Consider the following 18,605-nt stretch of genomic DNA (forward strand, 5'->3'; position numbering starts at 1 on the left):
GTGATTACTTGGTGCTCGACTTCATAGGTTTTACTGTCGGGTGGGAACGTCCGACCAATTTCGAATAGGCAATGGACTTGCTCACTCCGCCGTCGGTGTAGGTCAGCCGTTGGCCAGATCGATCAATGTTTTTGATCGTGATGCCAGCATAGGTCTGGCCTTCAGAGACAACGGTAGAGACACCGTTGATTGAGGTGATCGCCCGGCCGTCGGGGAGAAACGTGTTGATGGCCACCTGTGAAGGCACGTGCTCAGATTTGCTTGCCGCTGTATCAATCGTTGTGGGCTGTTGTGGGTTGTACATTGTGTTATGACTAGCCAGGCTTTCGCCCTCTTTACGGCGATTAGCCAGCTCAGCCTTGGCTTTATCGACATCGACTTCCGCTATGTCTGCGGTTTTCTTATGCTCAGCGATCTTGGCGTCGTAACCGGCGACCAGCAGCTGATGTTCTTTGGTTATCAAGGTTTCAGCATTGCCTGGAAGTCGGATGACTGGGTCTACGGATTGGTCTTTGTACTCTTGAACAGGTACCAGGACCGGATCGGGCACTTTGACGATTTCTTTGTCAGCTACACTGTCCGAGTCGCCAGAGAGCTCTGAGTAACCGATGGCTGCACCGGCCACCACCAATATGCCAATAAGGACCTTCTCTGAAGTTTTCATAATTTAATTAGCACCCACGATTTTTAAATTTGCTTCAATGTTGTATGCAACGCCCGCGCGATCCACTGTCAGAGAATCGATAAACACAGGCAGATGACGAGTGGCCTTAGCCAACTGCAGTAAGGTGTGAGAGCCCGCGCCGGATTTCTTGACTAGGACATGGCGAGAACTCCAGTGATTGCCTGGAACGGTGGTATCAAAGTCGACACTGTCCACCACCTTGTTCGAGAACAGATTGAATCGAACTTCTCGCTCCGACTCAGAGACGGGCGTGATCAGGTAAGGCCTTGAGTTGTCTTCCAATTGAAGCGCGATATTGGCTACCGCGTTCTCCTTCGCCAGATCAACGGTAAAGTCTCGACCGATCTGAGTTAACCGATTTTCCAGGTCACTGACGTAGGCGGAAAGCGTGGGAGAAAATTCACAACTGAGATGGCTTCCACTTAAAGAACAGCTGCGTAAGTTCCAGCCCGCGATAAACTGGATGCCCTCAGTAATGGACCAAACGTCATTGAAGACAGCGGTCGCGGAGGGGGTTTGAAACTGCTGTCGGTAGTCAGCAAAGTTATCGACCACCTCCTGCTCTTTCTCGTTATCACCCAGCGTAAAGAACAACACACCACCAATCGCCACGATGGCTATCAGGCCTGCCACAAGCAGAGGCTTGTTGCCGGCACTCGTATGTTTCTTCAAGGCCTCTTCCAGCGGCATTAGCGTCGCGCCGGTGAAAGACGACAGTTTATTGATCAGTGGGGAATCTCTGATAACCGCATTCGAGCGTTCATCGATGTCAAACTGCGTAAACCCCTTAAGATCCTCAGGCAACTCTCCGTATAGATATACCTTGTACTGATCCAGATCCCTAACAATGCTGTTCCAAAAGAGCTTGTCGGACTCGCCAGGCTTTACGTGTTTTTCGTCAACATCCGATCCATGACCAACGACCACCAGGTGTGAGCCATCGTCTACCTGGTTAATCCACACAAAGTTATTGTCGTCGATATTGCTTCTGACCAGATCACCCAGTGCTACACCTTGTTCGGTGCTGAACACCAGGTTCCAATAGCCCTGACGCTCATACATGGACGCATAGGGATAGGTACTTTCATAAACTTGCTTAAACTGCTGTACCTTGATCTGAATCTTGGAGGGTTGTTGAGCCGCTGGAATACGCTCACGTTGAGCGCCAACCACATAACGGGTATTACCGATGATGATTCCCATGACGACCTCAGATATTCCGAATGATTCGGGGCGTCACCAGCAAGTAGATATCGGTCACCCGGTGTCTGGCTCCAGCTGATGTAGAAGCCCAGCCAGTACGTATAGGGGAATCCTGCTTGCTCATGTTTTCTTCACGACGAACCGCGGCCGCTACCACTGTTGTGCCATCGCTTACTACTTGCTGAATGTTGAAACGATTACGTTTCATTCGAGGCAGTTGGATGAAGTCGGTTTCAGTACCAATGGTCTCGGTGGGCTGCAGCTCGGACCCACTGTTACTTAGTACAACCGACACTCGGTTTTCGTCAAAGACTTTGGCCATCGAATAGAGTGTGTAACCACCCTGGAGAATTCCAGGTATAAGCTCTGTCGTACTACCCACGTCTGTCGTATTCGTTGTGCGAGACGCGGCCAGATAGCCCTCGATATCGGCAAGCTCGACTTCGGCAACACTACCGCTGCGTGTCATGACGCGCTGTTCAGTCACAAACGACACTTGACCTTGCTGCTCAAGCGCTTTTACCAGAACATCAATAGAGCTTGATCCGGTTTGACGGCTACCGGAAAAGGCAATCGGCGCATCATTAGTGAAAACACCAAAGGGGGATTCGCCAAAAAAGTTCAGTTGACTGCTGGCGGTGTTTTTCACGGCCGTCCAATCCAAACCAACCTCGGCATTGTTTTCCGTGGTCACCTGAAGGACTCTAATTTCTAGTACAACCTGAGTGGAAAGCTCTTGAATTAACGGTTCCATATAGGAGCGCACGGTGCGCATCAAATCAGGTGTGGTTTTTACTAAAATGGTCGACGATGACTCGGAGGGAATCACCACACCGTAATCGCCTACAATGCTTTCGACTGTAGTCTTAGCATCAGTGAATGGATTTAACCCTTCTGCCTGAGTGTTGCTGAACTGATCGCGGTCAACATCAAAAGCCGACGAATCAATCGGTGTCATTTCACTCGATCCACCGTTATTGGCGTTATCGTCGCGGGGCTTTTTCTTCCCCACCATGTAGCTGTAGTTGCCACCAAGGATTGGTAAGGTGAATGTCTCGGTTTCGTAGGCACTCCAATGTACAGAGGTGTCGCTGACCTCATATGAGTAATTGGACAGCGAAGCAATCTTGTCCAGGGCACCACGTACACTGCCACGATGGGTCATAGACAGCCGGAAGGATGGATCGACGTTGTAATCGAGTTGGGCCACGATGCCGGTCTCGGTTAAAACTAGATCCAACACCTGGTCAATCGGTAAACCTGCCACATCAACGTCATGCGCTAAGGGCTGGTTTACCCAAGCGGGACCTTCGGGCTCTTTGATTGGCGTTAGATTGGCGGCCGGACGCTGTACATAGATCGCCGCATCCTGGCTGGTATCGGTAGCGGCTGCGGAAATCTTTTCTTCGGCCGACTCCAGGCCTTGTTTACTGTCATTGAATGATCCCATCACTCCACAGCCCGAAACGCTGCAGGCGGCAAGCATCACCAAAGTTCGCTGAATATATTGTCTGAATTGCATGTCTGCCCCTATTGAATCGGATTGCGATGTACGAAATACGCCGTGGTCGTACTCGGGTTAAGTCGCGCTTGAATGGGATACTCGGCTAGAAGTTCACTGAAGGCCTGGCGGGGATCATCGCGCGAGATTGCGATTGGGAAGGAGGACGTAATGGGGTAGTCCTGAGCCTGCCAGCCATCCTTGAAAGGCATCTCCCAGCCAAATTCAGATAGCAGCCGCTTAGCATTGCTTTGCACGCTACCGGGCTTCACATCAAATACCACGGTGTTGGATGCATTCAGTGAAGAGTTGTCGGTAATGATCAGTGATCGATCACCTTGGCCTGATACGATGAAACCACTCAGCACATCATTGAGCGCTATTGATTCGGTGCTCATCAGATCCTCTGATACTTCGATATCGTCTCCAATATTCAGACGGTTAATATCAAAGGATTTATCTCGAACGCTGTAGACCACACCATCCAAGTCAAACCGGGACTGGAGTTTCATGATCGCCGATACCAGACTCTCGCCTTCGGCCAGGGTTAGTCCGGGTGTGGATATGACAGCTGTATCAGGCAGCTCAAGGGAGGCCCCAGTAGACGTCTCTATGGGTGTTCCAGTAGGTATTGCTGCTGTTACCGAGCGGGGTGATACAGAATGTTGGGAAGGCCCCCCAGTATTGCTGTGGACGGCCACATTGGATTGCACGTTCGTAGTCGAGCCCCCAATCGCGGCATTTGGCTCGAACTGTCCGGCAGCCATTCCAGTCGACCCCATCACTTCTGTTGGCGCTTTCCGGGTATAGGCCAGTCCATCCACCTCATCGACCAGAATGTCCAGCAAGGCACTTGAAGGTGCAGCGGCATCATTCAGGGTGAACGTGACTGTGCGGGATAAGTCAGAACCTTTCACTGTCCAGGAGCTTCCCGCGATTACTTGGAGTATTTCAATCAAAGGGAGAGGACCTAGCTCACGATGCGCTGCAGGCAGTGGCTGGTTTAGCAGGATTGAATCGAGATAGATACCTCGATGGGTTTGGTCGGCATTGCGCCGAACGCGATATCCGGTACCGTCAAGGACCTCATCGACAGCCTCACCGATCGTAATAACATCAGTCGCAAAGGCGGCGGTCACGGCCGTGTAGAGTGGATTAACCGAACTTTGAGTCGGCTCCATCACAGCCAGCGTATACCGGTCGGTCTTGATGGCTATAGGATCTTGGCCCGCCCAGCTGGCCGTTACGGAAAATGTCAGTGCTATCAGTAATAAATATCTCATAATCATCGCCGGTTTAATGTAGGGGCGTGTTCATCGCGCCCAGTTGCTCCAACCTGTACAACCCGATGTTTGTTCCAACTTCAATGTTCAGGTAGATACATGTGTTCGTTAGCTTTAGGGATCTCACAACCCCAATTCGATTGAACAGCATTTCATCTGGGTCAATGATCTTCACGCTTTGATCCAGAGAGCACTGCTGCAGCTTCAATAGCTCACGTTCAAGTACCCGCAGTCTCTGCAGGAATGTCTTCTTCTCCATCGCCTGCCCCCGCGATGTAGTACATGGAAAAATTAGCCTTGTGATTGATCCTCGGCTGGATAGCCTTGATTCGCCGGCCCGGCCTTTGGCTTGTATTGAATGGATTCAATGCCCATTGGGGCGAACGAGATTGAGTCAGCACGGACTTTTAAACGATAGATTTCTTGACCTGGCGTCGCTGGGTCATTGGATTGAAAGGACTCCATTCTCTGCTCGCCAATCACGACAATACGAGCGCCCACTTTTAGCAATTCAGCCACAGCCTTCGAGCGTTTGCCCCAGAACTCCACATCCACCCAGAACCCGTTGTCTTTGCTCCATTCTCCCGATTCGTCACGCGCTTTCACATCGGCACGAAATGAGATGTTCAAAACGGATTTATCTTCGCCTTTGACCGGAACGGTTTTGTACTCAAATGAACCGACATTACCCTCGTGGGAAAAAATGCTGAGCGCCATGGGACATCCTCTCAATATAAAATTTTGGAGGATTGAGGATACTTAAAATTGTGAACGGGTTAGAGCTTTTAACTGAACAAGAGGTGTGCAAATTAGGAAGGAAAAAGAAACGGGGGCAAGCCCCCGTGAATAATTGCGCACTCGCTTAGTCGGTCGGACTGTAGGCAAGTGGCTTTAGTATAACCCTAGTGTAGGGGCAGACAACTATTAAATTGATCTCACTTCGTACAAATACATTTCTAAACGATTCAGACTTCAAAGCCATCAACAGATGATCGAACGAGAATTTCTTTACCACTCGAATAGGGGCTAACTTCACCAGCAATATTGTCTTTCCAGACTTGTGCGGCTACCAAAGATTTGAATATCGCTAGATACGAATCTATTTCTACACGCAGTCTCATGCCAACAGCATCGTAGGAATACATGCTCTCAGCAAATTTTGGTGACTCGTCTTGAATGCAGCTCATCATTGCGGCGACCTTTGCGCGATTATCTACTCGCTCTCGGACACCAGAGGTTAACCGAACAAACGAGTGAAGACTGAAACCAAATTCTTGTCCATTGGCTAACACCCTCCATCGTAGATCGCCTATGCGCACTTCTGGTACATCGAAACGCTTCACATGACTACCAGCCCTTGGGCTGTAACACAGAGTGACATACTCACACTCAGGGCCATAAAAACGATTCCAGTCCTGCACTGTATTGCGAGCTGTCTGATCGGCTGCCTGTAGCTGCCGGACAATCTGATCTTTCCAGCGATCAACGGAGTGACCGCCCTTATCCATTAAAAGGCCTTTTAAAGTAATGACCGCCATATGACCGATATTCCTCTCTGTCAGATATCCGATAGTGATTCTTGTCGGTCGTCCGCAGACTCACCGGTCTTAATACGCGGCGCTAATTTTGCTCGACGCTCACCTTTACGAACATCCTCAGACAATGAGGGCATAGTCGGCTTGTGTGACTCGTATACTTTTGCCGCACGTTGAGCCACTTTGTTGTTCGCGGCCAAATCATCACGCTTAACTGATGTATTCACCCAAAGACGACTCGCCTCAAATACTGATCGAATCAATGATGAACACTTCACGATGCTGGCAGTCCAATCATCCTCAAACATGAGGCCCATCTTCTTCGCGGTCATCGCCGATAACACCACTCGGTCAAATTGTGTCAGCAAGATAGCTGAGCGGTAGGCCCAGGGAGAATAGAACTGAATATCCATCGTAGCCGGATCGACACTGTGGGTGTCCGGCATGTCGATACCTTGAAGTTCAGTCTCCAGCATTTCCTCAATGTGTTTCTTCTGTGCCCGAATAAAAGCAGTCGCATCCTCAAACTTTGTTTCAATTTCCAACAATGCCTGATCCGCATAGGGATCATCATTCTCACTGGCATGCCATATCTCCGCCACATTCTTGGCGAACCGTACCAGGCCAACGATTGGATAAATGTTCTTGTCTTTATCACCACGACGGCCATAGAACAGGGCGTGTGCTTGCCGTGTCTCTAATGTGATCTTGCCACCGCCAGTCTCAAGCCTTCCAGGTCGCCCCTGAACTGACGCAGGTTTGACAATGCTGTCGGCACCGTCTGGGTGCGACCGGTTCAGATTCCGTTTAGCCTCAGCACGCAGCTCCGCTTTCTCTTCCAAATCCAGAATCGTTTCGTTTGTCTCATGTTCCATGATTGATCCCCCTAAGGTTGTAAACTTGTACCAGTCTCACCAACGAGACCCGCGCATTTTCTTTTGCATTTCTCGGTCACTGATCATTTCCACAAAGTGACCTTCAATTTCGGATATCTCCAGTTGACCCTGTTCCAGACTCGTGGCTAAAAGCATCAGCGATATTGCTCCACCGCGAATGTATGCTTCGATGTATTCACCGTCAGCGGTCGATGCCATCGACGATAGGTCTACGGCGATGTCTCGCAGTGTTCTCGGGTTTAATTGTTCCATTCTCAATCTCCAACCGTATGGGTTTTTCTAATCCACTTGCCCCAAGCGAACTATGTGTTTCACGTGGAATCTTCAGCTTCCAGTTTCTTTGGATTTTTCAGGAATTCGTATGTTGCACTTCACGCACGCATCGGGACCATGTTGACCGTCGGGCCATAGGGAATGATTGCATCGTTCTTTGCAGGCTTTCATGCGTGAGTCGCTGGTGTAAAGAAAATAGCGATGGCGCCTGCGATCTAATCGAGACACTTGTACGACGACAACCTTAACGGGAGGTTGGTTTTCACCGCCGTAGATTTCAGAAGTCAGCCCTGGAATGGGAATGTGGCCTTCGCCTACGCCGCCATACCAAACAAATTCGATCCTAGCCATTGACCACCTCCAATCGAACTTTCAGAGTGCTGTACCCTACAGCACTTTGGATTTTCATCGGATTCAGCTTCGGAGTGTTGTAGGGTGCAACACTTGTCGCAGGCATTCTCATGGCAAATCCCCATGGCCAATCAAGAAATGCGGCTCACCATCTTCAATGGCTTCCTTCACCATCTGCCCCCATTCATCCAGCATCATGACGTTGTCTCGACGGCGGTCTACCAAGGCTTTCGTGAAGCTAACGATGTTGCGGATGGGCTCAGTGCCGGGATGTTTGACGTTGAAGATCATGCGACCGAAGAGCTGACACATGACATCACGTCGGGCCTCCTCGCCAAGACCCAGCAATACGCGACCAATGACCGGGATGTTGGTTCGATAGACTTCCCAGAGGAACAGCATGGGTTGCGTGGTGTCGGCGACCAGCCAGCCGAGATGGGAGGCGGTCAGGCACTCAGCCAAGGGTTTATCCAGGTCTGCGTCGTGCCGTCGTGCTGGCTCAGTGGATGGGTGAATTCCCTTACGTGCGCGCGTAGTAATATATTTATTAATATTAATACTACTACTACCAATACTGCGGGGATAAAAAATATTTTTTTCGGAGCCGTGTAAAGAATTTTCTTTATCGGCCAAATTTTTATCAAAAGCCGTGTTAAGATTTTTAACATGGCTATTTTGACCCGCGTTAAAATTCTTATCATGGCTTTCCAAAGGCTCCTCTGAAGCCCGCATTACTTCGTTTAAAGCGATTTTCTCATCCTCAGCGTCAGTCAGAGCCGTGTTAAAATTTTTAACATGGCTATCGAATTCTTCACTCGTCGTGATCAAAGTACGTTTCCCAAAAACGGCTTCTCTCAGTCTGTCTTCCATGGACTCCAATTGAGTGGGGCTTCTTGGGGTCGACTCCAGCGCACTTATTTGAGCAAGAACCTGGCTGGCTAGGTTGCGATTGGCTTTACCCGCACTAGCGCCACTTACCTGGGCTTCTAGGAACTGTACATACCCAGAATCCAGTTCCAGCGTGTCTGCCAAACTCAACGGCTCCTCATGAAGCAAATACACATCGCCCACAAACCGCTGAAGCTCATCGCGGACCGTGCGGCAGAAGGTCATCCAGCGATTGATACGCAATGTTGCCCGAGAGTTCGCTACGGTAGGTGCTGAACACACCATGGCTGCACTTAACTCCTCGCGAGAGGGAACATAGCCAGGCATCTGTGGGTTTGAGATAAATGCCCTCAGAACCTGCCATAGAAGTTTATCCGCCGGCCTCAGCTGACCATCAAAGATTAAGTGATTGGGCACACTATGATGAAAGTTACCGGTAAAGATGACGCCCATGCTGGTACCGGAGCTGCCGGTGGAGTTGGCGCCACCGCTGTCAATTCGTCGTTGCTGAAGCAGGCTTTGCTCGGCAAAAGAAATCTGCTTAATGATGGGGGACAGGTCGGACATCAAATGCCCTCCATGATCGTGTTCCACAACCTGTCGATTCCTATGCCTGTCGACTCTGAAAGAGAGCACAACTTGCGTAATTCAGATAGGTTGGAGTTTTTTAACTGTTCCCATTGGCGAAGAGCATCCAGCTCTTCAGCTTCTGTCAGTGACTCGATTCGGCCTCGCTCCTGGGGTGGTAGCCCCAGAGCTTGCTTACGCTGGTCATAGTCTCTTCGACTGATCCCCGTCAGCGCGTTCAGCATAGGTTGTCTTATTCCCAATCGAATCGCTCGGTCAGTGTCGGTCTCTTCGGAGTGCTCTAGTTCTTGGTGATTTAAAAAATTACTGAGCGCCTTCCCGTTAAACGACACATCTACGAGAGGTGCTGGGAAGTCGGTCATACGATCCAACGCTCGTAGCGTGACAGATCGCAATAAGTCGTAGCAGGTCTCCTCAACGCCCATCTTTTTCAAGAGGGCGAAGTTAGAGGTTTGAGCGGCTGTAGCCGCGGTATACAGTGCCTCTCTATTCAGAGAAGCCAGCTGCTTTGAATTGATGGTTTTGTTGTCTCGCCCCACAGCGATACCTCCTTGCGTGATCGTGCGCATCGTTGTTTACTTCGATTCCAAAAACAGACTCGTGTAGTCGTCGGCACAATGTTGCCTAATGGCTGCTAACGTTTTGTCAAAAGCGAGTAACCCTTGCTGGCTCTTTTTATGCTGGGCGGATGCGCCCTCGTAATCCGGCAGGGTTCTCAGCATATTGGTGTGTATATAGGCTTGCTGAACGCCCACAATCTCGAATAGCCGCATAAACGGAAAAGGCAACATGGCATTGATTGCTTCAACCACGTCGTTCTGACCTTTCTCGGCACAATCATGCGCAATACCGATGAACGGAATCATGAGCCCGTAAGCCCACAATTTCTGAATAGGCCTTAGCTCGGATAACATCGTCTCGAAGCCACCAAACAGATCAGCCGCGATATGCCACCCGATACCAGGTGCGGTGTCGTATTCACCGTAGGTAGGCATTAAGAGGTGATCGATGTCGTGAACCTCAGCGACCATACAACTGGCGAGATACGATTCTTGTAGAAGATCGTCCAGCGTCTTCGGCTGGAAGTTTCCTGCTTGCCCCGCATTTGAAAGTTGATCGCTCTCGGCGGGAGTGTCATCTTGTGTAGTACCTGGCGGTGTCCTGGCGGCAGTTACAGCTGGCGCTTGTGCCTCATTTGGTGTTGCAACTTGTTGCGTCAAAGCGCCAGGCGCGCTGCTAGGCTCCTGGATGGGGCGCTGTGACGGTGTCGAATTGCTGGCCTCAGGTGCAGCTGTAGCTGGTTGAGTCGAAGGTTCTGGCTGAGCGTTCGGATGGTTGGGTTGAGGTGATTTAACACCTGAAGGCTTGCCACCTTTCATAATGTTAAATATTTCCGAACTTACCGCACTGAATGGCTCGTCTACCGCGTCCGAAAATTTGATGCTCATCAACTGAAAGAAACCATCAAAATCAAATGCGACGTCATCGAACTCATTTAAAGTGTTTTGCCAAAGCGAATCCCAATCCTCTTTTGGCTCTTCACCGTTTTCAATTAGTGAATCCCAGTACGCTTTGAACGCTTTTTCATAGCTTCGAATTTTCTTAACAATCGAAACACCAGCTCCCGCCCAAAGTAAATCTGGCAGGTGCTCGACCAAGGAGTCCACGGCGTACATCAATACGGAAAGGTTTCCGGAATCTATACCCCAGCCTTTAGCCTTCATCCGATCGGCCGCTTTGCGCATGGATATTTTGCCTTCCTTCTCCTCAATCAAGCCAATCCAACGCTTTGCGGCTAAGGCACGCTCGATGAGCTTCATATCCCCGCGCAAATCGTTCTCTACCAAGTGTCCGGCTAACGACTCCTCATCATCCACCCACGGCTTGAAAGTGACCTGGTGCCGAAAGAATTTTTCGTCGCCGGTCTCTTCCCAAAGCTCCTGCAGAGCTTGAAGACGTGTATTACCGCCGTCGGCAATTTGATACGGATCATCAACACTTTTACGAGTGACATTAAAACGATGATCGAGGCCTCGGGCCTTGATCGAGGCCTTAATATCATCGAACTTTGGGTTCACCGACTGACGCGGATTGAATTCACTGGGTACCAGCTCATCCAAGGTGACCGTGATTTCCGTTGGAATCGCGGGGTCTTTGCGTATTGCCTCGACAGTGCGCGACTGTCGTGTCAGCCGCTCAGACAAATCTACAGGTTTGTTCTTAGAGGCCATGACTTAACCCTCTCCATTCTCAGTGTTTTCAGTCCAGTCTCGGTCGTAGGCTTGAGCTTTCTTAAAAGCCGCCTCCAGCCTCTGCTGGTGATACGGTGGCAAAAAGATACCCAGCTGCTCACTGTCACTGCGTCCAGGGTAGGCAAAGGTAATCTTTTGGCCTCGACAGCCAGCCCCAACCAGGTGGGAATCCTCAAAGGCAGATTCGATACAATCTCGCATCAGCTCGTGTTCGGAATTCAAGTTGTAAGCATCATGCTCGCGCCCATCACACCAGAGCGTGCAGGCCGCTGCCAGACGCTCTTGTGCCTCATCCTTGCTGCTAGCGACCAAAAAGACATAGCCACTTTGGTCGAACTGGCCTGATGGATCGAAACTTTCCACTACGGCTCGATAGATCATGACTAGGCCTCCACTGCCGATAAGACATCGTGGGGCTTACGGCCAGTCAATTTAGGCTGTAGCTCGTAAGCGAGCTCCAACATGGTTTCCTGCGCGCTCGGGGTCTTTCCCCGGCGCTTCGGTTCAAAGCGATGCGCCGGTTCAGAGCGTCCTGCAGCTTTGTTGTAGGCAGCAATATCGGGAACGATGGTCTTAAGCACTCGGACCATGCCATCGCCAACTTCATCGAACTCCCTGCTAAGCCATTCAGCCATCTCACGTGAGTCGTTGGTTCGCCCCATACGGTTGATCAGTGCGTTACAGGTAGGGAGGGGTCGGCCGGCAATGGTGGTTTTCATGCCTGGCGCCGGGAGAAAGGAGCGCAGCATATTGACTGTGCCTGTCACAAACTCGGTCGAGTCCAGATAATTGGGCACAACAGGGCTGATTACCTCGTCCGAGGCCAGAATTACGGCCTCCTGAAGCAGACCAATGGCCCCCTGAGTATCGACAATGATGTAATCGTACTCGGTCGCCAGCTTCTGGAGGGCCATGTGGAAATACAAGACATGACTGCTGGACTCGCGAAGAAAGGGCAGGATCGGACCGCCTTTGTCGCCCTTGGAGTCATCGTTGACGATGATATCTAAGTTCGTAAATCCGGTGTGGCTGATACAGCCCTCGGGGTCTGTCGTGGTAATCAATTGAGTCAGGCCAGAGTCGGCCGGGAAGGGGATATTGAAATACTTGCTCAAGTTTTGAGCGAAGTCAGTATCAATAAGAAGTGTGCGTTGCCCTAAGTCTGCAAAGATTGCAGCTAGGTTCACTGAGATAGAAGTTTTACCGACTCCACCTTTGGTGGAAACTAAAGAATAGACTTTGGCCATAGAGCCCTCCAACCGTTGATTTAACGCAACGATTAAGAACTCATGGTCCAAAGAAGTGGGCTTACTACCACTTAGAAAATGGTAGCTAGGGGCGGACTTGAACCGCCGACCCCAGCATTATGAGTGCTGTGCTCTAACCAGCTGAGCTACCTAGCCATATCTGAGGGCGCGTATTTTCTCTATCGGGCAGGGTAAAGTCAAGGTTTAATTACAATTAATCTTGGGTTTAGAATGGGGCGGTAACTCTTGGTGCCGTGGTATATTGATGTTTATGGATAAGCGTATTGAAATCAGGTTAGGTCAAGGGGGGTTGGCGGTTTTTTGCTGGCTGTTTATTGTGCTGTTGGCTGCTTGTGGTCAGGGTGATAAACCGCCAGCGGCCGAGGCGCAGGCGAGCAGTTCGGTCGCCTCCGTAGCGCCGGCTGAGAAGGCTGAAAAGAAGCCGGGCTTTGTCAATTTCGTCGAGCAGGGTGATCTCGATGCACTGCGTCAGCGCGGTGTGGTTCGGCTGTTGGCGCCACTTCGGGAATATCAGGGTTTGCCGCGTTCGGGTATGCCTTCTGAGGGGTACCGTGAGCTCGCCGAGGACTTTGTGCAGGCGCTGGGGCTAAAGCCAGTATGGATTATCAAAGAATCTATGCAGGAGCTGATGCCGGCGCTATTGGCGGGCGAGGGTGACTTAATTGTTGACCATTTGACTCAGACCAAAGAGCGCGATGAGAGGGTGGCCTTTTCGTTGCCCCTGTCGAATGCTACCGAACGGTTAATTACCCCTGCCAGTGCCGGGCCACTGGAGGCCGTGCAGGATTTAGCTGGCAAGCGTGTGGTGGTACCTAAGGGCTCGTCCTATGTGGGGAGTTTAAAACGCCTTCAGGCCGAAAACGAGGGGCTTACGTTTGATGTGGTGCCGCTGGCCCTGTCGGGTAACCCCGATGTGGTTGTAGATAAGGTGGTAAGTGGTGAATTTGATGCGACCGTGCTTGATGACACCCTGGCTGAAACCCTAAGCCAGTACCGCGACGATTTTGCGCAGGGTGTAGCGGTATCGCAAACCCGCGCGGTGGCCTGGGCGGTGCGACCGCAGTCGAGCAAGCTATTGGTGGAGCTCAACCGTTATCTGACCAGTCATACCATTCACTTTTCCAGTATTCAGTATCACAAAGACGACTTGCCGGCGATTAAAGAGCGCCGCACTTTACGCATGATTACCCGCAACAACCCCGCCAGTTACTTTATGTGGCGGGGCGAATTGATGGGGTTCGAATACGAATTGCTGAGGGAGTTTGCCAAGGAGCAGGGCTTGCGCCTTGAGGTGGAGGTGGCGCCACCCGGGGTAGACCCCATTGATTGGCTTAATGCCGGCCGGGGCGATGTGATTGCGGCGGCCATGACAGTTACCCCTGAGCGGGCCGAGCGCGTCGCTTTTACCCGGTACTACAACAAGGTGGCGGAGCAGTTGGTCACGCGAGCCGAGCAGCCGCCATTGCCGACTGTGGATGCCCTGGCAGGCAGAACTCTGGTGATTGACCCGCAAACCTCGTATTGGGAGCGTGCACAGGCGCTTAGAGCCCAGGGGGTCGAGTTCGAATTGGTGAAGCAGGATGCCTCCACCACCGAGTTGCTGATGGCGGTCGCCGACGGCACCTTTGATGCGACCATTGCCGACAGCCATTTGGTGGATATTGAAAAACGTTTTGCCACCAACCTTGCGCCGGGTCACCGCTTTGAAGAAAAAGAGCACGCCTGGGCGGTTCGACAATCCAATCCGCAATTGCTGGCCGAACTCAACGCGTTTTTGAATGCGAAATACCGGGGCCTGTTTTTCAATGTGGTGTATAACAAGTACTTCAAAAACGAGTCGCGTATTGGCAAATATCAAGGCCAGCGCCTGACCTTTGCCGATAGCCTGTCGCCCTACGATGATATTGTGAAGCCGCTTGGTGAGGGGTATCAGTTTGACTGGCGGTTGATTGTGGCGCAAATGTACCAGGAGAGCCGCTTTTACCCAGAGGCGAAGTCGCACGCCGGTGCCACCGGGTTGCTGCAAGTTATGCCGCGCACAGCGGAAGAATTGGGATTCGCCATGCCATTCGATGAGCGCTCCGGCATTGAAGCCGGTATCGCCTATTTGGACTGGACGCGAGATCGGTTCGAAGAGTATTTGCCGCTGGAAGAGCGTTTGTGGTTTGCCCTGGCCGCCTACAACGCGGGCTTTGGCCACGTACAAGACGCCCGCCGCCTGGCGCGCCAGCAAGGTTGGAACCCCGACGTTTGGTTTTACAATGTCGAGCGCGCCATGCTGCTGTTATCGAAAAAGGAATACTACAGCAAGGCCCGGTTTGGCTACGTACGCGGTGAAGAGCCGGTGCAATACGTGCGCAATATTCGCGATCGCTATCGGGGCTATTTGTCGGCGGAGTAGGATAAAAAAGGTCTGACGTCGGAGGTCTGATGTCAGATAAAAAAGGCAGTCATCGACGGAACGCTGTGTCGTAACTGGGCATTGTTAGGCCGGGAATTAAATGGCGCGCCTCTGGTGGCGGGGTTTGAAAAGCTGGGGGAAATCTCGGAGGTCTAATGTCCGATGCCAAAAAGAGAGATAACATTACTGTGGTGCAAAAAATAGCGAAGGATTGAGTGTGTTTAACCCCGCAAAGGGTTTGGCAGGGGATAAGTTCAGTTTGATACGTTGTTGCTAAACGCTTATCAGTCGTTACCACTTATCGTTTTGGGTGCGAGGGAGACGAGGTAAAGCGGCATTGAGCCGTGTCGCGAGACGCGTTACAATCGATTAAAGTTGCCGTAAAAAGGTGGGCTGATTAGGGATGATCAAAAGCATTAAGCACAAGGGCTTGAAGGCGTTTTTTGACAAGGGAAGCACGAAAGGTATCCGCGCCGATCATGCTGACCGGCTTCGCGACCGCCTAACCGTGCTGGATGTTGCCACCAGCCTTGATGATATTGCCACTGGCAACTGGGGCTTGCACCCGTTAAGCGGCAAGCTTAAAGGCCAGCACGCTATCAACGTATCGGGTAACTGGCGGTTATTTTTTGAGTTTCACGACGGCAATATCCACCTGCTGGATTACGATGATTACCACTGACGGGAGGCGCCACCATGGCCATGCATAACCCTTCGCACCCCGGGCGTATTATCCGGCAACGACTGATCGAGGACGAAGATGGTCGCAAAATCGACAGCATCGCGATTGTCGCCGACCGACTCGGCTGCCACCGCAATACGCTGAACCGGGTAATCAATGGCAGCGCGTCTGTCTCGCCGGAAATGGCACTGGCGCTGGAACAGGTGGGTGCCGGCGGGGCCGAGTTCTGGCTTTCCATGCAGGCTAACTACGATTTGTACCAACTTCGCCATAGTAAGGGCGCCGCTTAATCGAGTGATAAACCCCGCTTGCCTCGGTTGAGGCGTCCCGTGTCCGCCTGCGTCCCCCTCTTCCTAGCAGAAGAAATCGTCAGACGTCCGACTTTTTATCACCTAAACATTAAACCTAAAGTGCACAATATCCCCGTCTTTCACAATGTACTCTTTACCTTCCAGGCGCCATTTTCCGGCGTCTTTGGCGCCTTGCTCGCCGCCGAGTTCGACAAAGTCGTTATAGCCAACCACTTCAGCGCGGATAAAGCCTTTTTCAAAGTCGGTGTGAATTTTACCGGCCGCTTGCGGTGCGGTGGCGCCGACGGGGATGGTCCAGGCGCGGACTTCTTTAACGCCGGCGGTAAAGTAAGTGTGTAGCCCTAGCAGATCGTAGCCGCCGCGAATAACGCGGTTCAGGCCGGGCTCTTCCATGCCCAAGGCCTCTAAAAATTCGGCTTTTTCGTCGTCGTCCAGTTCGCTGATTTCGGCTTCAATTTTGTTGCAAATAGGCACAACCACCGCATTTTCTGAGGCGGCGATTTCGCGAACCTGGTCCAGGTGCGGATTGTCCTCAAAACCATCTTCGGCGACATTGGCAATGTACATGGTCGGCTTTAAAGTCATCAGGCTCAGCTCACGCAATTGCGCGCGTTCATCATCGGTGAGGTCATAGGAGCGCAGTGGCTTGGCTTCGTCCAGGTGCGGCTGAACCTTTTCCAGCAATGCTTTCATCGCCATGGCGTGCTTGTCTTGGCCTTTGGCGGCTTTTGCAAAACGTTGAATGGCTTTTTCCACGGTTTCTAAATCGGCCAGTGCCAGTTCAGTATTGATTACGTCAATGTCCGAGGCGGGGTTGATGGTGCCGTCTACGTGAATCACGTTTTCGTCTTCAAAGCAGCGCACAACATGAGCGATGGCGTCGGTTTCGCGGATATTGGCCAGAAACTTGTTGCCCAAGCCTTCACCTTTCGAGGCGCCGGCAACCAGACCCGCAATGTCGACAAATTCCATGGTGGTGGCAATCACCTTTTCCGGCTTTACAATCGCGGCAATCTTGTCCTGGCGCGGATCGGGTACGGCGACCACACCGGCATTGGGCTCAATGGTACAGAACGGGAAGTTCTCGGCGCCAATGCCCGCTTTGGTCAGCGCGTTAAACAGGGTGGATTTACCCACGTTGGGAAGACCGACAATACCGCAATTAAAGCCCATGAAACTGTCTCTTGATTTGAGGGTTTAACAAAGCGCGGAATTATACATGAATAGAGGGGTAAAGCGGAAAATCGCTAGACGTTGGATGTCTGACGTCCGATGCTCAATGATGACCTCAGACCTCAGACCTCAGACCTCAGACCTCAGACCTCAGACCTTCTCACTCCCCAACACCGTCCGCTTTACTTTTGAGGCAAAATTCAGCGTTTTACGAGCCAGCCAGAATGCCTTGTGGTTGGTGAGCTTGTCGAGCATGTCTTGCAGGCGGTGGTTGTCGCGGTACAGGCGCTGCAGATGTTGATCGCGCCGCGCCAAGAGTACCTGAATGCGTTGATAGTCTTCATCACTTAACACCTGGCCGGGCTGGATGTGCTCGGGCAGTGGGCGCTCCACGTAGATGGTGGAGTGGCGGCCTTTGTATTCGTGGGCCGGGCGGGTTTTGCTGTAGAAATACAGGGCGATGGATTTACGCGAGTGCGAGTCTTGGTCGCCATCGGGTAAATTGATGCGCTCAAAGCCATGCCAGGAGTGGTCGTGGGTGGCAAAAATCACGCAGCGATTAAACAGCGGCGCTACTTTTGTGATCTTGTTTTCCTCAGGAGGCTTGCGCGGGTCTTGGTGAAACTCTATCAGCCCGCCCCAATCGTCTTGCCACTCTTTGTTGAGGTAGACAATCAAGTTTAGCCGGCGGTGGTAATTGGTAACGGGGTGGCGATTAAAGTCGACGTGCGGGTCCAGGTCTTGCCCGTGGCAGTTTTCATGGGTGCCACCACCAAAGTAGTCGGGGTCGTAAATTAAGTCGGGAATGCCTGTGGCCTGGCTCACCCACTGCAAAAATGCCTCGGAGCGGATCATTTCATCCAGTTTTTGATACTGGTTGCCAATATCGCGCAGCTCGGTGTACACCGCCTTACGGCCAATGGTGCCGTTCTCGTTGCGTGCCTTTTCGTCATCGAACACGGGAAACTCATCCAGTAGCGACTGACAAAAGTCTGGGTCAAAAAAGTTGTCTACAACGAGGTGCGAGAAAGGCGCGGCTGACTCAAATTTTGCCGCCAGTGATGGCGTAGTGTCGAGGGTCGATGAACTCAAAAAGTCCTTAAGTGCTGCCGCCATTATTGTTTTCTCCCGGTGTGCAGTCTGAATAGCGCAGTATAAAGAGTGGGACAGGTTGGGGGAAGGGGGGAAAGTCTGATGTCGGAGGTCTGACGTCTGATGTAAAAAGCAACACTCGGAAGTATTGTGCCGAAGAATGCAGATAAGCGTGTTGACTCTATGGTTTTAAATGCTTTTCATACCATCCGACATCCGACAT

19 protein-coding genes and 1 tRNA gene are annotated in these 18,605 nt (G+C 51.6%); 3 read left to right on the forward strand and 17 right to left on the reverse strand.

Annotation, left to right across the window (positions count from 1 at the left end):
* Window positions 1-4 precede the first annotated feature (4 nt).
* The 15 genes from QWI17_RS09400 to QWI17_RS09470 all read right to left on the reverse strand — a co-directional run bounded on the left by QWI17_RS09400 (window position 5) and on the right by QWI17_RS09470 (window position 12,858).
* Window positions 5-664, reverse strand: coding sequence for a hypothetical protein (locus tag QWI17_RS09400; protein WP_302722252.1), 660 nt, complete (start codon window positions 662-664; stop codon window positions 5-7).
* Between the two features lie 3 nt (window positions 665-667).
* Window positions 668-1,888 (reverse strand): hypothetical protein, encoded by a 1,221-nt coding sequence (locus tag QWI17_RS09405; protein ID WP_302722253.1) that lies wholly within the window; start codon window positions 1,886-1,888, stop codon window positions 668-670.
* 7 nt (window positions 1,889-1,895) lie between these two features.
* Window positions 1,896-3,410, reverse strand: coding sequence for a hypothetical protein (locus QWI17_RS09410; RefSeq protein ID WP_302722254.1), 1,515 nt, complete (start codon window positions 3,408-3,410; stop codon window positions 1,896-1,898).
* An 8-nt stretch (window positions 3,411-3,418) separates the two neighbouring features.
* Window positions 3,419-4,672 (reverse strand): PFGI-1 class ICE element type IV pilus protein PilL2, encoded by a 1,254-nt coding sequence (gene pilL2, locus QWI17_RS09415; RefSeq protein ID WP_302722255.1) that lies wholly within the window; start codon window positions 4,670-4,672, stop codon window positions 3,419-3,421.
* A gap of 291 nt (window positions 4,673-4,963) precedes the next feature.
* A complete protein-coding gene (locus QWI17_RS09420) occupies window positions 4,964-5,389 on the reverse strand; it encodes a single-stranded DNA-binding protein (protein WP_302722256.1) in 426 nt (141 codons plus the stop codon).
* 248 nt (window positions 5,390-5,637) lie between these two features.
* Window positions 5,638-6,210: a hypothetical protein gene (locus QWI17_RS09425; protein WP_302722257.1), complete on the reverse strand. Its 573-nt coding sequence runs from the start codon at window positions 6,208-6,210 to the stop codon at window positions 5,638-5,640.
* Window positions 6,211-6,230: 20 nt separating this feature from the next.
* Window positions 6,231-7,082, reverse strand: a complete 852-nt coding sequence (locus QWI17_RS09430) for a PFL_4669 family integrating conjugative element protein (RefSeq protein ID WP_302722258.1) — start codon at window positions 7,080-7,082, stop codon at window positions 6,231-6,233.
* Between the two features lie 36 nt (window positions 7,083-7,118).
* Entirely contained in the window at window positions 7,119-7,355 is a 237-nt protein-coding gene (locus tag QWI17_RS09435) for a hypothetical protein (RefSeq protein ID WP_302722259.1), read from the reverse strand.
* Between the two features lie 72 nt (window positions 7,356-7,427).
* Window positions 7,428-7,727 carry a hypothetical protein gene (locus tag QWI17_RS09440; protein ID WP_302722260.1) on the reverse strand — a complete coding sequence of 100 codons (300 nt, stop codon included), beginning with the start codon at window positions 7,725-7,727 and terminating at the stop codon, window positions 7,428-7,430.
* Between the two features lie 108 nt (window positions 7,728-7,835).
* Complete coding sequence (locus QWI17_RS09445) at window positions 7,836-9,182, reverse strand: STY4528 family pathogenicity island replication protein (protein ID WP_302722261.1); 1,347 nt, start codon at window positions 9,180-9,182, stop codon at window positions 7,836-7,838.
* The gene (locus tag QWI17_RS09450; RefSeq protein ID WP_302722262.1) at window positions 9,182-9,742 is read right to left on the reverse strand and encodes an STY4526/YPO1902 family pathogenicity island replication protein; all 561 of its coding nucleotides are present in this window, start codon (window positions 9,740-9,742) and stop codon (window positions 9,182-9,184) included. The genes QWI17_RS09445 and QWI17_RS09450 overlap by 1 nt, the downstream gene beginning before the upstream one ends.
* 36 nt (window positions 9,743-9,778) lie before the next feature.
* On the reverse strand, window positions 9,779-11,434 hold the full coding sequence (locus QWI17_RS09455) for a ParB family protein (RefSeq protein WP_302722263.1): 1,656 nt from the start codon (window positions 11,432-11,434) through the stop codon (window positions 9,779-9,781).
* A gap of 3 nt (window positions 11,435-11,437) precedes the next feature.
* The gene (locus QWI17_RS09460; protein ID WP_302722264.1) at window positions 11,438-11,836 is read right to left on the reverse strand and encodes a hypothetical protein; all 399 of its coding nucleotides are present in this window, start codon (window positions 11,834-11,836) and stop codon (window positions 11,438-11,440) included.
* Window positions 11,837-11,838: 2 nt separating this feature from the next.
* Entirely contained in the window at window positions 11,839-12,702 is an 864-nt protein-coding gene (locus tag QWI17_RS09465) for a ParA family protein (protein ID WP_302722265.1), read from the reverse strand.
* 79 nt (window positions 12,703-12,781) lie between these two features.
* Window positions 12,782-12,858, reverse strand: a tRNA-Met gene (locus QWI17_RS09470).
* Window positions 12,859-12,973: 115 nt separating this feature from the next.
* Here QWI17_RS09470 and QWI17_RS09475 point away from each other — a divergent pair.
* From QWI17_RS09475 to QWI17_RS09485, 3 genes are all read left to right on the forward strand, one after another.
* Complete coding sequence (locus tag QWI17_RS09475; protein ID WP_302722266.1) at window positions 12,974-15,124, forward strand: transporter substrate-binding domain-containing protein; 2,151 nt, start codon at window positions 12,974-12,976, stop codon at window positions 15,122-15,124.
* Between the two features lie 403 nt (window positions 15,125-15,527).
* The gene (locus QWI17_RS09480; protein ID WP_302722267.1) at window positions 15,528-15,806 is read left to right on the forward strand and encodes a type II toxin-antitoxin system RelE/ParE family toxin; all 279 of its coding nucleotides are present in this window, start codon (window positions 15,528-15,530) and stop codon (window positions 15,804-15,806) included.
* A 14-nt stretch (window positions 15,807-15,820) separates the two neighbouring features.
* Window positions 15,821-16,096, forward strand: coding sequence for a HigA family addiction module antitoxin (locus tag QWI17_RS09485; RefSeq protein ID WP_302722268.1), 276 nt, complete (start codon window positions 15,821-15,823; stop codon window positions 16,094-16,096).
* A gap of 102 nt (window positions 16,097-16,198) precedes the next feature.
* On the opposite strand, the gene ychF is transcribed toward QWI17_RS09485, so the two are convergent.
* Together ychF and QWI17_RS09495 are read right to left on the reverse strand one after the other, a co-directional pair.
* On the reverse strand, window positions 16,199-17,290 hold the full coding sequence (gene ychF, locus QWI17_RS09490) for a redox-regulated ATPase YchF (protein WP_302722269.1): 1,092 nt from the start codon (window positions 17,288-17,290) through the stop codon (window positions 16,199-16,201).
* A gap of 150 nt (window positions 17,291-17,440) precedes the next feature.
* Window positions 17,441-18,406, reverse strand: coding sequence for a 2OG-Fe(II) oxygenase (locus QWI17_RS09495; protein WP_302722270.1), 966 nt, complete (start codon window positions 18,404-18,406; stop codon window positions 17,441-17,443).
* Window positions 18,407-18,605 lie beyond the last annotated feature (199 nt).

Source organism: Gilvimarinus gilvus, assembly GCF_030518155.1.
Lineage (GTDB): Bacteria > Pseudomonadota > Gammaproteobacteria > Pseudomonadales > Cellvibrionaceae > Gilvimarinus > Gilvimarinus gilvus.

What these genes read in the sequence shown, in the direction of transcription:
- QWI17_RS09460 (WP_302722264.1), bottom strand. Translation starts at nt 11,836, where the DNA reads ATGATCTATCGAGCCGTAGTGGAAAGTTTCGATCCATCAGGCCAGTTC.
- QWI17_RS09495 (WP_302722270.1), bottom strand. Translation starts at nt 18,406, where the DNA reads ATGGCGGCAGCACTTAAGGACTTTTTGAGTTCATCGACCCTCGACACT.
- QWI17_RS09465 (WP_302722265.1), bottom strand. Translation starts at nt 12,702, where the DNA reads ATGGCCAAAGTCTATTCTTTAGTTTCCACCAAAGGTGGAGTCGGTAAA.
- QWI17_RS09435 (WP_302722259.1), bottom strand. Translation starts at nt 7,355, where the DNA reads ATGGAACAATTAAACCCGAGAACACTGCGAGACATCGCCGTAGACCTA.
- QWI17_RS09420 (WP_302722256.1), bottom strand. Translation starts at nt 5,389, where the DNA reads ATGGCGCTCAGCATTTTTTCCCACGAGGGTAATGTCGGTTCATTTGAG.
- ychF (WP_302722269.1), bottom strand. Translation starts at nt 17,290, where the DNA reads ATGGGCTTTAATTGCGGTATTGTCGGTCTTCCCAACGTGGGTAAATCC.
- QWI17_RS09410 (WP_302722254.1), bottom strand. Translation starts at nt 3,410, where the DNA reads ATGCAATTCAGACAATATATTCAGCGAACTTTGGTGATGCTTGCCGCC.
- QWI17_RS09485 (WP_302722268.1), top strand. Translation starts at nt 15,821, where the DNA reads ATGGCCATGCATAACCCTTCGCACCCCGGGCGTATTATCCGGCAACGA.
- QWI17_RS09445 (WP_302722261.1), bottom strand. Translation starts at nt 9,182, where the DNA reads ATGTCCGACCTGTCCCCCATCATTAAGCAGATTTCTTTTGCCGAGCAA.
- pilL2 (WP_302722255.1), bottom strand. Translation starts at nt 4,672, where the DNA reads ATGAGATATTTATTACTGATAGCACTGACATTTTCCGTAACGGCCAGC.
- QWI17_RS09400 (WP_302722252.1), bottom strand. Translation starts at nt 664, where the DNA reads ATGAAAACTTCAGAGAAGGTCCTTATTGGCATATTGGTGGTGGCCGGT.
- QWI17_RS09440 (WP_302722260.1), bottom strand. Translation starts at nt 7,727, where the DNA reads ATGGCTAGGATCGAATTTGTTTGGTATGGCGGCGTAGGCGAAGGCCAC.
- QWI17_RS09455 (WP_302722263.1), bottom strand. Translation starts at nt 11,434, where the DNA reads ATGGCCTCTAAGAACAAACCTGTAGATTTGTCTGAGCGGCTGACACGA.
- QWI17_RS09425 (WP_302722257.1), bottom strand. Translation starts at nt 6,210, where the DNA reads ATGGCGGTCATTACTTTAAAAGGCCTTTTAATGGATAAGGGCGGTCAC.
- QWI17_RS09475 (WP_302722266.1), top strand. Translation starts at nt 12,974, where the DNA reads ATGGATAAGCGTATTGAAATCAGGTTAGGTCAAGGGGGGTTGGCGGTT.
- QWI17_RS09480 (WP_302722267.1), top strand. Translation starts at nt 15,528, where the DNA reads ATGATCAAAAGCATTAAGCACAAGGGCTTGAAGGCGTTTTTTGACAAG.
- QWI17_RS09430 (WP_302722258.1), bottom strand. Translation starts at nt 7,082, where the DNA reads ATGGAACATGAGACAAACGAAACGATTCTGGATTTGGAAGAGAAAGCG.
- QWI17_RS09405 (WP_302722253.1), bottom strand. Translation starts at nt 1,888, where the DNA reads ATGGGAATCATCATCGGTAATACCCGTTATGTGGTTGGCGCTCAACGT.